The 13,166-nt window shown below is 43.5% G+C and carries 12 protein-coding genes; 8 read left to right on the top strand and 4 right to left on the bottom strand.

The genetic code is table 11. The annotated features are described in order from the left end of the window. Window positions 1-8 precede the first annotated feature (8 nt). Both GVT53_RS05250 and GVT53_RS05255 read left to right on the top strand, forming a co-directional pair. Window positions 9-1,418 carry a tetratricopeptide repeat protein gene (locus GVT53_RS05250; protein ID WP_166247762.1) on the top strand — a complete coding sequence of 470 codons (1,410 nt, stop codon included), beginning with the start codon at window positions 9-11 and terminating at the stop codon, window positions 1,416-1,418. A gap of 10 nt (window positions 1,419-1,428) precedes the next feature. After that, window positions 1,429-2,751, top strand: a complete 1,323-nt coding sequence (locus tag GVT53_RS05255; RefSeq protein ID WP_240905149.1) for an alkaline phosphatase family protein — start codon at window positions 1,429-1,431, stop codon at window positions 2,749-2,751. A 71-nt stretch (window positions 2,752-2,822) separates the two neighbouring features. Here the strand turns inward: GVT53_RS05255 and GVT53_RS05260 are convergent, their stop codons facing one another. After that, complete coding sequence (locus GVT53_RS05260) at window positions 2,823-3,140, bottom strand: hypothetical protein (protein ID WP_166247764.1); 318 nt, start codon at window positions 3,138-3,140, stop codon at window positions 2,823-2,825. Window positions 3,141-3,452: 312 nt separating this feature from the next. On the opposite strand from GVT53_RS05260, the gene GVT53_RS05265 reads away from it, so the two are divergent. Continuing rightward, window positions 3,453-3,602 (top strand): hypothetical protein, encoded by a 150-nt coding sequence (locus tag GVT53_RS05265; protein ID WP_166247765.1) that lies wholly within the window; start codon window positions 3,453-3,455, stop codon window positions 3,600-3,602. 28 nt (window positions 3,603-3,630) lie between these two features. Here GVT53_RS05265 and GVT53_RS05270 read toward each other — a convergent pair whose 3' ends face one another. Then, entirely contained in the window at window positions 3,631-3,780 is a 150-nt protein-coding gene (locus GVT53_RS05270) for a hypothetical protein (protein WP_166247766.1), read from the bottom strand. Between the two features lie 157 nt (window positions 3,781-3,937). Between GVT53_RS05270 and GVT53_RS05275 the strand changes: the two genes are divergently transcribed. The 5 genes from GVT53_RS05275 to GVT53_RS05295 all read left to right on the top strand — a co-directional run bounded on the left by GVT53_RS05275 (window position 3,938) and on the right by GVT53_RS05295 (window position 11,238). After that, window positions 3,938-4,519, top strand: coding sequence for an RNA polymerase sigma factor (locus GVT53_RS05275; protein WP_166247767.1), 582 nt, complete (start codon window positions 3,938-3,940; stop codon window positions 4,517-4,519). 63 nt (window positions 4,520-4,582) lie between these two features. Beyond that, complete coding sequence (locus GVT53_RS05280) at window positions 4,583-5,503, top strand: FecR family protein (protein ID WP_166247768.1); 921 nt, start codon at window positions 4,583-4,585, stop codon at window positions 5,501-5,503. A gap of 68 nt (window positions 5,504-5,571) precedes the next feature. Then, entirely contained in the window at window positions 5,572-8,817 is a 3,246-nt protein-coding gene (locus GVT53_RS05285) for a SusC/RagA family TonB-linked outer membrane protein (RefSeq protein ID WP_166247769.1), read from the top strand. 12 nt (window positions 8,818-8,829) lie between these two features. Continuing rightward, a complete protein-coding gene (locus tag GVT53_RS05290) occupies window positions 8,830-10,368 on the top strand; it encodes a RagB/SusD family nutrient uptake outer membrane protein (RefSeq protein ID WP_166247770.1) in 1,539 nt (512 codons plus the stop codon). 3 nt (window positions 10,369-10,371) lie between these two features. Then, complete coding sequence (locus GVT53_RS05295; protein WP_166247771.1) at window positions 10,372-11,238, top strand: glycerophosphodiester phosphodiesterase family protein; 867 nt, start codon at window positions 10,372-10,374, stop codon at window positions 11,236-11,238. 184 nt (window positions 11,239-11,422) lie between these two features. On the opposite strand, the gene GVT53_RS05300 is transcribed toward GVT53_RS05295, so the two are convergent. Both GVT53_RS05300 and traM read right to left on the bottom strand, forming a co-directional pair. After that, window positions 11,423-12,244 (bottom strand): DUF4138 domain-containing protein, encoded by an 822-nt coding sequence (locus tag GVT53_RS05300; protein ID WP_166247772.1) that lies wholly within the window; start codon window positions 12,242-12,244, stop codon window positions 11,423-11,425. An 11-nt stretch (window positions 12,245-12,255) separates the two neighbouring features. Next, window positions 12,256-13,155, bottom strand: a complete 900-nt coding sequence (gene traM, locus GVT53_RS05305; RefSeq protein WP_166247773.1) for a conjugative transposon protein TraM — start codon at window positions 13,153-13,155, stop codon at window positions 12,256-12,258. Window positions 13,156-13,166 lie beyond the last annotated feature (11 nt).

A 13,166-nucleotide genomic window follows, 5' to 3' on the forward strand; every position in this document is an offset into this window, starting at 1 on the left:
ATAGCAAAATGAAACCAAGAAATATATTTCAGCTCCTTTTGTTGCTAGTGGTCCTAGGGTCTTGTGTTGACAACCCAAATGTGACCGAGGACATTTACCTGAACACGCCGGCTCCCTCAAAAAGTTGGGTGAACGGTCTCAAGCGTCAATTGGCGTTGACGATGAACAGTGTGTTGATCAATACGGAAATGACCTCTGATAATTATTTTAACAACTATACACTGTACAGCAAAGTTTTTGATGGACCACAGATCAGTTACACTGATGTGGACGTGAATGCCTTGCAACAAGAAATCGGTAGGCTACGGGAAATGGCGGACTATGGATTGGAAATCGTTGTTGCGGAAGATGAGGACGTTGAGGATGAAAGTGTAGCTTACATGCACTTTTGCAGGGGATTTGCGTTGTTGTTGGCCGGGGAAAATTTTTCCGGGTTGCCCATTGAGCCTTTGGCGGAAGTTTCCGATTGGAGGACTTTGTTGGAAGTTGCCTTGGAAGAATTTGATATAGCCATTGCCCAGACTGCTGATACCGAGGCCATAGCCGCTTATCAACTTCTAAAGGCAAGGACCTATTACCGCTTGGGAGACCTTGACAACGCCAAGTCCATTGCCGGTTCACTTCTGAACAATACGTCCTTGCTGTATACCGTAGGGTTTGACGGGGAGAATGGTGTAGGGAATGAAATGCAAAACGCCACTTTTACCAGCACCCAGAATAGGTTTGCACCGCTTCCCCGGTTGGATTTTTTAGATCCCAAATACTTTGATGAAGGTACGGCCGCTTCGGATCAAAAACCGGTGAGTCTGGCCAAAGCAGAGGAGGCCTACTTAATAGTCATGGAAGCCTTGTTGGCCGAAAATGATTTGAACGGGGCAAAGACCATGGGAATCGACTTATTGAATGTGGTCAATACAAGGCCAATTGAGCTGTTGGACGATAGCAGGGAACTTAGAAATGGCACCAATAGGTCCGATTATCCCGTTACGGCAGTGCAGGTCAGGGAAAATGGGGAAGCTATGTTCAAGGATGGCTATGTACTGGACCGTCAGGCAGGGGATATCACGGTCCATACAGTTTCAGGGACCAAGGTGACCGAAGAGGATATAACGGCGGCAACGACCAATGATCAGCTCCTCTATCTGGTTTACAGGTTGCGCCAAGAGATATTCATAAGCGAAGGGAGGAGAATGAATGACCTTGGTATCCGTTACCCGGTTTCCCAGACCGAACAGCTGAACAATCCCAATGTCGGTGACTCCTTTACCCAAGCCGTTATTCCAAGTTTTATTCCATTGGATGGGGGTATGGATGATTTTATAGTGGATGGAACTACGGGAAATGTTACCATGTTGTATGATATGAACCAAGTAATTGTGGACAATAAAACTTCTGAAGATGTTGCACCGTTTCATTAAATTAATCTGTATGCTGCTGGGATTGGCCATTTTCCAATCTGTTGTGGCCCAGGAAAAGCCCAAACACGTGGTTGTGATCAGTATCGATGGTTTTAGGCCAGAGTTCTATATGGACAGTTCCATGCCCACTCCCAACCTACAGGAAATGTTCAGGGAAGGAGTGGCGGCCAAGGAGGTAACCGGGATTTTCCCAACGGTCACCTATCCATCACATACCACTCTCATTACAGGAACCACTCCGAAAGAGCATGGAATCTATTACAATACCCTTATCAAGGAGGATGGTTCAGCAGGAGGTTGGGTCTATGACTTCAGGGAAATCAAGAGCAAGACCCTTTGGCAGGCCGCCAAGGAAAAAGGTCTGGTCACGGCATCGGTCTCTTGGCCAGTGTCCGTCAATGCGCAGTACATTGATTATAATATTCCAGAGTTCTGGTCTTTTGAAAACCCTATGGACCGTAGGGGAGCAACTTCAGAAAAAGCAAACCCAAAGGGCCTTTTCGAAGAAGTGGTCAAAAATGCTACGGGGACCTTGGAAATCAATGATTATAATCTCAGTTCCTTGACTATGGACCAGAATTTAGCACGAATTGCAGGGTATCTCTTAAGGAAGTACCGACCAAACTTACTTACCATTCATCTACCCATTACCGATGGTGCCCAGCATCGCCAGGGAAGGAAAGGACTTATGGTAAGAAAGGCCATTGCCGGGGCGGATAATGCCATAGGTGTTATTCGAGATGCATTGCAAAAGGCGGGAATTGAAAAAGAGACCACGATAATAGTAACGGGAGATCACGGCTTTGTGGATGTGCATACACAAATAGCTCCCAATGTCCTTTTGGCCCAACATGGGTTATATGAGAAGAAGGGGGGCAGGCCCAAAGCGTTTTTCTTTTCGGCAGGGGGTTCTGCTTTTTTACATTTAAGGGATGAAAATGATGAAGAGACCTTGGAACGGATACAACAGCTATTTGAAGAATTGCCCATAGAGATCCGAAGCACCTTTGATATTGTGAATCGTGACCAAATAGCCATTCGTGGGGGAGATCCAAGAGTTAGATTGGCATTGACAGCTCAAAGGGGATACAGCTTCAGCAATGATACCGAAGGCAGCTTGATGACTTATAAAAAAGGAGGGAAGCATGGGTATTATCCCAATTTTCACGATATCGCCACCGGTTTTGTAGGAGATGGAAAAGGAATGCAGAAAGGGGAGGTCATAGAAAACATGTACCTGGAAGATGTGGGCAAGATTGTCGCATCACTATTACAACTCCAATTGAACCAAGATCCCAATTTTTACCACAGTACCTTAAAAAATGGAAACTAGTATGGCATGGGACATCTGAAGATAAATTTTGTTTGAGTTAGTTTAGTTGGCAATGGGCATAATGAATTTCATTATGCCTTTTGTTTTAGTTTGGATGTCACGCCTAAGGAGAGCCTTTGGGAATTTAAAGGTTTGTTCTTCATCATTGGCAAATGGGAATCGGTCAAGCCTTTTCTTAAAATGGTGCGCAATGGTTCCGGGGTGTCCATATTAATTTGGAGAGAACCCTCTTTTGGGTCAATGTCGATGATGACCAATGAAAGGTAATCCATCAAATGTTCCGCCTCCTTGATAAGAACCATGATTACCTGTAGCTGTAGGTGATATTCCATATCCAGTAGATGGAAAGGATTTGGTTTTTCCAGGCCAAGCCAGTTGATTTTCAACATTGATTTGAGAGTATCCACATTTTGGCACAAAGTTAGTTTACAATTTGGGAACATAAAATTGACATTAAACTTTATTTGTTGTATGCAGGTAAAATGACATAGCTCGCGAACAATACATTTTTAAGAATTGGTAGGAATGCTGTGCAAAGGGGAGTGGATTTGGATTACGGTTTTTTGTTTGGTTTCTATAGCCAGTTATATGTTGAGAGACTTTTTATCCTCTATATCGTGAAAAACAAGTCCATATGAAATAGAAATTAAGAACTTGGCAGATATCGAAAAAAATCACGACTTATAGGCTATAAGGGATATATGACAAACATAGGCCTAGGTATCCGAAAAATCTTATCTGGATGGGGGTATTCCGGTGTCCAAGTAACAGAAAAACTCTACGGCAAAAGTATTTCCGAGAAAGTATTGGATGAAATAAATGCCAAGATTAGAAAACTACAGGGAGGATGACCAAAATCATATCAAGAATTGCAAAACCCTATAGCGAATAACGTTGCCCTTTGATTTTCTTAAGGTCCTCAAAAAGGTTTTTGTTCTTGGCCCAATGTGGCAATATCCCCACATCATAGGGGTAATACGTTTCGGGCTTTCCTGCCGGATTACCCAAAAATACTGATGTTTGAACCATCTTATATTTTACTATGGATGTATGTGGGGCAGTGGTTTATTTGTAATTTAACTATGCCCGCTTTTTTCCGTTTTTAGTAGTATACCATGACCGTTTTTTACACTAAACATTACATTTACTTAAACTAGAATTCTGCAATTTTCGATTTATTTGCTACATGCAGCGTGGTGACCCAAACAATCTTCCTTCCGAAGTGCTATTCGAAATGTTCAAGTACGGCAATGAACTTGCCTATCAGGTTCTTTTCGACCGTTTATGGGAACGTATGTACGTGTTGGCGTTCAGTCTTCTCCAAGACCGCGCAATTGCAAAGGATTTGGTACAGGAAGTTTGGATTGATTTCTGGGAGCGAAAACTTGGCATCGAAAACCGGAATATTGAAGCTTTTTTACTTCAGGCCACCCGCTTTAAGGTATACAAGTTTCTTCGTGATTCAAAAACTGTGAAATTTTCCCAAAGTATTTTGGATAAACTGCAATTGCCCAGCAGCAATGATATCATTTCAGATATCGAAGCCAAGGAGACCAAGTCCAGAATAGATGACATTGTTGAAGGCTTACCCCCAAAATGTAGGCAAGTATTTGTTTTGAGCAGGTACCAGGGACTCGGAAATGCAGAGATTTCCGAAATTTTGAATATTTCCAAGCGAACCGTGGAAACCCATGTTTCCAATGCCCTTTCAAAGATTAAAGAGGAGCTGGCCATCTCTTTGTTTGTCGTTGGCATCATTTTTTTTTAAAAAAATCACTTTTCACTTACGTGTGCCTATCTGATTTTGGTATTCTATAATAGAACCAAGATTATGACAGAGCAAGAATTCAGAAATCTACTTGACAAATATGTGCAAGGTACTGCTACCGAGGAGGAACTGAAACTTCTAGTGGAATACGAGGAATTTGCCGTTAAAGATTCAAAGGATAAAGCTTTTGAAAGTGATATGCATAAAGAAGCATTGAACCGTGAAATCAAAAAAATAGTCCTTAAAAAGATTGGTTCGAGCAAATCAAAGAGCCCATGGTTAAAAATTGCAGCCTCGATCGCCGTGGTCTTGACCGCTACAATTTGGGCAGTTTACCATAATGGTGAACCCAACATATATAGGAATGAAACCGCTCACTTTATGCCTATCGATTTGCCAGATGGCAGCCGAGTGATGCTGAACGGTAATTCCAAGTTGCAATACCATCAAAAATCTGATGGGGTGCGATCTGTGGTATTGGAAGGGGAAGCTTTTTTTGATGTAGCCAGGGATGAACAAGCCCCATTTGTGATCCAAACAAATGATGTTCGGACCAAGGTGCTCGGAACCAGCTTTAATATAAGGAGCACAGACAGTATTATAGATATATCGGTTGCCACTGGATTGGTGCAGGTGACGTCCCTAGAAGAATCTGTGCAATTGCGACCAAATCAAAAAGTATCCTACTATACCCAAACCCATAAAATGCAAAAGGATTCAATTGATCACAACCTATATACCTCGTGGTACAAAAACTCCATCAAATTGGATGGGGTGCGTATGTTGGATGTGGCCCGAATCCTTGAATCCCGTTATGGACTCAGGGTATACTTTAAGGAAGAGATGACCAAGGAACAAAAAATGACCATTGCCATTGACCAGGATGAGAGTATCGAAGATGTCATGGATAACATCAATTTTATTAGCCAACTTAGTTTAACCAAAAACCAAAACAATGAAATAACAGTACAATTGAAAAAATAAAAAAGAGGCTGTTCCAGCAGCCTCTTCAAATTAAAGCGTCGAATGTAAATGATAATACAACACTTATAATGAAATTAAAAATCAATTATTTAAAAATCAACCTCTTGGTTGTTATTTTATTGAGTTGCTTTAGCATGAAGGCCAGTAAATATGTACAGCCGTCAAATATAAGCATTAAACTGAAAGAAGCCAGACTGTTGGAGATATTTTCAGAGCTTGAAAATACCACCAAGTATGAGTTCAGTTATGGACAGTACGTTTTGAACGATCAAAAAAGGTACTCGCTCCAGTATGAAAATAAGTCTTTGAGAGAAATCCTTTCCGATTTGTCAGGGAAGGCAAATTTTGCTTTCGAGATAGGTTCGAACAAGGTGCTGATCGCGGAAAAAGGCAGTAGTGATGAAAGCCAACAATTTAACGTTAAGGGTTCCGTGATCGATTCCAATGGTGCACCTTTGCCGGGAGCCACGATAGTGGAAAAAGGGACCTCCAATGGTACCACAACGGACTTCGATGGAACTTTTTCCATCGACGTGTCAAGTTCCCCAGCAACGCTACAAGTTTCATACATTGGTTTTAAAACCCAAGAGGTGGTCGTGGATGCAGGGACCACCATAACGGTAACCATGGATCAAGACTCCAATGCCCTGGAAGAGGTTGTGGTGGTTGGGTACGGAAAACAGAAGAAGAGCGATATCACTGGGGCAGTGGCCTCTGTGAGCCAAGAAGATCTGGCCGAAATACCCGTTACCAACCCCATACAAGCACTAAAAGGTAAGGTTGCTGGACTTGATGTCTATAATGGAGGAAATGAGCCAGGCGGCGATATTACCATTCGTTTGCGGGGTGAGCGTTCCATTGGGGCCAACAACAGTCCCTTGATCGTATTGGATGGCATCCCCATCGCCGGGGGACTCAATGAAATCAATCCAAATGACATAGCCTCCATTGAAATACTTAAGGACGCATCCGCTACCGCCATTTATGGGTCCAGGGCATCCAATGGTGTTATCCTGATTACCACAAAACGCGGTGTAACCGGGGACACCCGAATCACCTATAATGGTTACTACGGTCTTACTTCAGTTATCAATAAATTGGATGTGATGGACGGGGAGCAATTCGCGCAATTGCGCAGGGAAGCCAACCGTACCGTTTCAGCGGACGGAACCGCACCCTCGGATGACCAGTTATTCGATAATATTGGATTGGAATCCCTACAACAAGGAAGGTTTACGGATTGGCAGGATTTCACCTATGGGACAGGTCAGAGACAAAGCCACCAGGTAAGTGTGAACGGTGGTGGTGAGAAGACCCAATTTGCCCTTTCGTTCAACTTTTTTGAAGAAACCGGTATTGTGGACAAGGCCAAGTTCCAACGTGGCAATCTAAGGATCAATCTGGATCATGAACTGAGTGAAAAAATAAACCTGGGCGTATCCAGTTTTATGAGCCGAAGTAAGCAAAATGTTGTTCAAATAGACCTGTACGACAACGTACTTCGTCTTAGCCCATTGGGCACACCTTATGATGATGAGGGCAATGTATTGTTCAGACCAACAAATGATGAAAGTCAGCGGGTAAACCCATTATCGGATTTGGCCAATTCAGTTGATGACCGATTTAAGACAAGGGTTTTTGCCAGTATTTTTGGTGAGTACAAGTTCAACGACAATTTAAGCTATAGATTGAATATCGGACCGGATGCGGAAACATCTAAGCGGGGTTATTTCTATGGCAGTATGACTACGAACAATCAAGGAGGGTCTTCAACTGCCGGTATAAGCAACAATGAACGAATTTCCTTGACCATCGAAAACATCTTGAACTACAATGGTAAATTGGGCGATCAACATGAACTTGGTGCCACTTTGGTTCAAAGCTATCAAAATCAGGTTACCCGAAGCGATTATACAAACGTGGGTAAGTTACCGTTCGATTCCCAATCCTATAATAACCTAGCATCGGCAGGGGAGGTATTGGGAGTGGGAAGTAATTATCAAAAATGGAGATTACTTTCTTATACTGGAAGATTGAACTACCAATTGATGGGCAGGTACCTATTTACCGCAACAGCCAGAGCCGATGGCTCATCCCGCTTTGCAGAAGGCAACAAATGGGGCTTTTTTCCATCCGCGGCAGTGGCTTGGAAAATAACGGAAGAACCATTTTTCAATGTGCCGACCTCTGCAATTTCTGAATTGAAACTCAGATTGAGCTATGGCGAAACCGGTAATACAGGGATTGACCCGTATCAGACCTTCAGTACGTTGAACACCAGTTCCTATGCCCTTGGGGATAATGGCGCACCTGGATTTGTTCCACAGTCCATCTCCAATCCCAATTTAAGATGGGAGACCACCGAACAGCTCAATGTTGGGTTGGATTTCGAAATTTGGAAGGAAAGAGTGGCTGGGTCCATCAATTATTATGTATCAAAGACCAAAGATCTATTGTTGCCCAGAAGTCTGCCATCGAGTTCAGGTTTCACGACCGTATTGGAAAATATCGGTTCGACCGAAAACAAAGGGTTGGAAGTGTTGGTTTCCTTTAGGGACATCATTCCTTCCGAAGATTTTCACTGGCAAGCAGATCTTACTTTTTCAAGAAACAGGAACAAGATCACCGAACTCTTTGGTGATGGCCTGGATGATCTGGGCAACCTATGGTTCATAGGTAAGCCCATCAATGTATTTTATGATTACAGGAAAATTGGTATTTGGCAGACGGATGAGGCCGATTTGGCGGAAAGCTACGGTTTTGAGCCTGGACAGATCAAGGTGGAGGATATCAACGACGATGGGGTGATCAATGCTGATGACCGTACCATTTTGGGGAATGCCGCTCCTGATTGGATTGCCGGACTTACCACAAGAATCGGTTATAAGGGCATTGGTCTTTCCGTTGTGTTGAATACAAGACAAAGCAATATGATTTTCTCCGAATGGTATGAGAACAACAACCGTTTGGCAGGTAGATACAATAATATCGATGTGGATTATTGGACTCCGGAGAACCCGACCAATGACAATCCACGGCCGAATGTAAGTCAGGAATCCGCATTTTTGGGGTCAACTTTGGCCTATAAGGATGTGAGCTATGTAAGGGTCAGGAATGTGGCACTTTCTTATTCGTTGCCAGAATCAATATTGGACAAGTTGCAAATGAAGAATGTCACTTTTAACCTAACGGCCGAAAATCCATTCACATTTACCAAATACAAGGGTATGGATCCAGAATTTGAGTCCAATGGTCAAAGAGCGCTTTATCCTTCCACCAAATTGTATGCGATAGGACTAAACCTAACTTTTTAAAAAAATCAATACATGAAAACTAAAATATTCAATTCGATTTTTGCTTTGATTTCGGGAATATTACTTTTCTCTTGTTCTCTTGAGGAAGTCCCAATTTCCGAACCGACCCCCGATGCCATTTATTCCACTGCAAGCGGTATAAGGGATGGTGTGAACGGAGTATATTCCAATCTACGTGACCTATATGGAAGCCAAGCCGGTTTCACCATGACAACCATGGGGACCGATATTTTCCGACATGGAAAGGATGGGGGCTACAAGGCCATGGACCGCTACGGCACCGATTTTAATTCCTCTTTGGGTTATGTGGAAGATATTTGGGAAATATGTTATCGTGGCATCAACAGTGCCAATACGATTTTAGATAGAATTGACTTGGTGGAAATGCCCGATTCCGATAAAACAAGATATAAAGCAGAGGTAAGGTTTTTAAGAGCGCATTTTTACTACTGGCTTACCATTCAGTATGGAGATGTGGTATTGAGGAATACGGAGACCAAAGGGGTAATTACGGATGATGTCAGGACGGATAGGGCCTTGGTATGGGAATTTATGAGAGAGGATGCGGAGTTTGCCGTGGAAAACCTTGATTGGAGCAACACCGATTACGGAAGGGCCACCAAGGGTGCAGCATTGCATCAATTGGCAGAGATTTTGCTCTTGGTCGAGGATTATATTGGTGCTGAACAAGCTGGAAAGCAATTGATTCAGGAAGGACCAAATTCCTTATTGGATTCGTACAGTGATATTTTTGAGTACGACAACCAAATAAACGATGAGGTTGTATTTGCAGTGCAATATATCAACGATCCATTGAACAACGCAAACGGTAACCAAGGACATTTGTTCTTTACACCTGCCTACGACCAATTTCCAGGGCTTACCAGGGATTTGACACAGGGAGGAAGGCCATGGACAAGGTTTAGGCCCACACAGTTCTATAGAGAATTGTTCGAGGACAATGACACCCGGTTTGATGTAACCTTTAGGTATACTTGGACCTATAACAATGAAGCAACCCTACCAGAAGGTGCCCAAATAGGTGATACGGTAGTTTGGGAAACAACCCCTGGAGAGTTTTCTTTTATTGCCCCGAACACAGACCAAATGCATTGGGGCGTGAAGAAGCATGATGATCCGACAAGGGCAAGCTTTCAAGACACCAGAGGGTTTAGGGATTTCTTTGTGTACCGTTTATCCGAAACTTATTTAGTGGTTGCCGAAGCCTTAATGGGACAAAACAAGCTTCAAGAAGCAGCAGATTACATAAATGTGGTCAGGGCCCGTGCAGCGGAACAAGGGAGCACAATGGTACAGGTAAGTGCCAATGAGGTGGATATTGATTTTATTCTTGACGAAAGGGCCCGTGAATTGGGAGGTGAAGCACAAAGATGGATGGATTTGGCTCGTACCGGAAAATTGCAGGAACGAGTATCCATGTACAACGAAAATGCCACACCGAACATCAAGGCTTTTCATGGGCTAAGACCAATACCACAGTCCCAAATTGATTTGAGTACCAATAGTTTTCCCCAAAATGAGGGGTATTAATAAATGATGATGGGATATAAACTTAAAACCACTGCATTAGCATTCGTTGCCTTTTTTTGTGCGACCATTGCAATTGGCCAATCAACCAGGGCAGATCGTATTTTAGAGGATTTTTATCATCAGCCAGATAAAATTTTGGTGGCGGCCCATAGGGCCGCCCATCAAAATTTTGCCGAAAATTCCATTGCTGCCCTAGAGGAAAGCATTCGATTAGAGGTCGATATTGTTGAATTGGATGTTAGGATGACCAATGATAGTGTACTTGTAATTCTTCATGATAGAACGGTCGATAGAACAACCAATGGAGAGGGCAAATTATCCGAGATGACTTTTGGAGAGGCAAGAAGCCTCCGGTTACTCCATCAAGACCAGCCTACCGAACAAGTTATTCCAACCTTGGACGAGGTACTGCCCATTGCAAAGGACAAAATTTTAATCGATATCGACTTTAAGGCCAACAGCAAGGAAGCCTTGGTAAAAACAGTGGAGTTGATTAAAAAATATGGGATGGAGCACCAGATTATCTTTTTTCTGTACGATTATAAACTAGCTCCGGTTTTGCATTCCATATGTCCAGAGCTTATTATCATGCCGCGTGCATACAAAAAGAAGGATGTGAACAATATTTTGGATTGGGATTATATTAAGATCATACATGTGGATGAAAGTTTTTACAAGGAACGACTGATGAAAAAAATAGTGGATTCCAATGTTAGGGTTTGGATCAATGCACTGGGTAAATATGATAATATGGAAAAGGAAGAACAGAATTCAGGGTATTCCAAACTTTTTTCAAAAAAGTACATCAATGTAATCCAAACCGACCGTCCTCAAGAACTTATTGATTATTTGAATGTCACATTAAATTGACATAATTGTATGGATATTTAATAATTGTCATTGCAGGACTACTTGTTTTCCATAAAAAGATTATTTTTTGTTTGAGTTAGTTTAGTTTGTTTGGGTAGTTAAAAGGGCGTGGCAATCAAGAATGGCCGCGCCCTTTTTAAAGATAATGAAACTTGAAGACGTACAAGGATGTTTTGCAAATATCTCAATGATGGGTACGCATAATGCCTTTAAGTACAATAAGACGACTCCCACGCTTTTCCCGGAGCTCCACCACCAGTTTTTCCCTATCCCCCAAGGTGAACTTGGGCACCACATATACAAAGCATTGTTTTTGCCCCACCTTGACCATGGAGGGCATTTTGTGCCTGTAAACCGGTTCCATAATCAGTTTTTGGTAGGAGGACTTTTTCCGTGGGTTCCCATGGGCCTTGAATACCTGGACAAAATCCACCTCAAGATCGATGGCGGAGCGGTTCTCTATCTCCAGAACGAGATAGGTACTCGTACCATAATAGGCCACATCCCGGAGCCTTAGGATGATACCATCCCTTCGTTTGGATCGTAGAACCGTTTGGGCCCTTTCCAAAAAATAGGTACTGGCCTTTTGGTACTGGAGACTGTCCGATTCTGGCGAGGTATTGGACAAATTCTTTTTCTTTGGCACCAAGGAATCCAACCATTTTTCAGGCCGGACGTTTCCAATGCTTTTGTCCACATTCACAAACCGATGGCCTTCCTGCAACTGTTTTCGATAGACCAGATAAAACGAATAGGCCAGACCATCATCGGTCAAAACCAACAGGTTACTGTCCGTACCCGGATGTCCCTGTAAAAGTCCAAGCCTCCCTGGGGAGGTGGTATCATATCCAAACGTATAATTGGGGTGTCCGGTAACGGCCCGCGCAATGGGGTTGGGGAATACCAGGGCCAGGGTATGGGTGTCGTTTACGTAAAGGGTGTCCGATTGGGCCAGTAACGTCAAATGGGACAAAAGGCTGAAAATGAATACGTGGAAAGGTCTCATAGGATGGAATGTTAAGGTTTAAGTATCAATTGGTATTGGTCATGGATGGTCACCTTGACGGTGCGGTTGGAACGTCGGAACACTTGTTTGATGCCACTTACCTGGGGCACCCCAGGCAGGTTCATATCCTGTACGGCATCGTCGAGTACCTCACGCGTGGCCTCTTCCCGATAACTGTGCTCCACATAGATGCCCTCACCCCCGTCCAACAGGTCATACACTTTAAGGTTTACGGGATGTTGGCCAATATGGTCGATGGTCACAAAGACCCGGTTGGCCCGAAAACTGACAAAACCATAGAGCAGGGTGTTCCGTTTAAAATGCCTCCCGTTCAGGTCCACGGCTTCCCTTAACCTAAGTTCCAGACGGTTTTTGGATCGGACCATCTGCTCCCCATTGACCACCGCCACCACCATAGGTGGGTTGGTATTGACATTCCTTGTGTTATGAGCAAAGAAGGTTCTATAGGCCTCTAAAAAATAGACAAGTTCGGGTTCCTGTTTCGGAGGTGCATCGGGTGTGGCTTGGGAGGCGGTTTCCTTTTCTACTACAACCTGTTTGGACTTTCGATAGGTACCTTGTCCATAATCGATCCGTCCCTCTCGATAAATACTGTCCACGATACGTTGCCGCTCTTTTTCTTCCAGTAAGGGGTCATAAGTCCCTGTGGAATCGATATGTCCCTCCCCGTACAGGCTGGGCTTTGGGGTCTCCCGCTGTTCCTTGATGTCATCCACCGCCTCCAGTTTGGAGCCATACTCCTCGGGCATATCCTTGAGTTCCGGTACCTTGGGCTGTTTCAACTCAGGTTCCTCCGTTTCCTTGCCCAAGGAAATGGCATAGAGCACGATAAAGATCACTATGGCCAATAAAAATCCGACAAATACAATTTTGTTCTTTTCCAGTTTCATGGGAGTGGGGT

The sequence above is a fragment of the Flagellimonas oceani genome (genome assembly GCF_011068285.1).
In the GTDB taxonomy this organism is placed as follows: Bacteria; Bacteroidota; Bacteroidia; order Flavobacteriales; family Flavobacteriaceae; genus Flagellimonas; species Flagellimonas oceani.

Coding starts and splice junctions, on each gene's coding strand:
- GVT53_RS05250 (WP_166247762.1), top strand. CDS start 9: ATGAAACCAAGAAATATATTTCAGCTCCTTTTGTTGCTAGTGGTCCTA.
- GVT53_RS05255 (WP_240905149.1), top strand. CDS start 1,429: ATGCTGCTGGGATTGGCCATTTTCCAATCTGTTGTGGCCCAGGAAAAG.
- GVT53_RS05260 (WP_166247764.1), bottom strand. CDS start 3,140: ATGTTGAAAATCAACTGGCTTGGCCTGGAAAAACCAAATCCTTTCCAT.
- GVT53_RS05265 (WP_166247765.1), top strand. CDS start 3,453: ATGACAAACATAGGCCTAGGTATCCGAAAAATCTTATCTGGATGGGGG.
- GVT53_RS05270 (WP_166247766.1), bottom strand. CDS start 3,780: ATGGTTCAAACATCAGTATTTTTGGGTAATCCGGCAGGAAAGCCCGAA.
- GVT53_RS05275 (WP_166247767.1), top strand. CDS start 3,938: ATGCAGCGTGGTGACCCAAACAATCTTCCTTCCGAAGTGCTATTCGAA.
- GVT53_RS05280 (WP_166247768.1), top strand. CDS start 4,583: ATGACAGAGCAAGAATTCAGAAATCTACTTGACAAATATGTGCAAGGT.
- GVT53_RS05285 (WP_166247769.1), top strand. CDS start 5,572: ATGAAATTAAAAATCAATTATTTAAAAATCAACCTCTTGGTTGTTATT.
- GVT53_RS05290 (WP_166247770.1), top strand. CDS start 8,830: ATGAAAACTAAAATATTCAATTCGATTTTTGCTTTGATTTCGGGAATA.
- GVT53_RS05295 (WP_166247771.1), top strand. CDS start 10,372: ATGATGATGGGATATAAACTTAAAACCACTGCATTAGCATTCGTTGCC.
- GVT53_RS05300 (WP_166247772.1), bottom strand. CDS start 12,244: ATGAGACCTTTCCACGTATTCATTTTCAGCCTTTTGTCCCATTTGACG.
- traM (WP_166247773.1), bottom strand. CDS start 13,155: ATGAAACTGGAAAAGAACAAAATTGTATTTGTCGGATTTTTATTGGCC.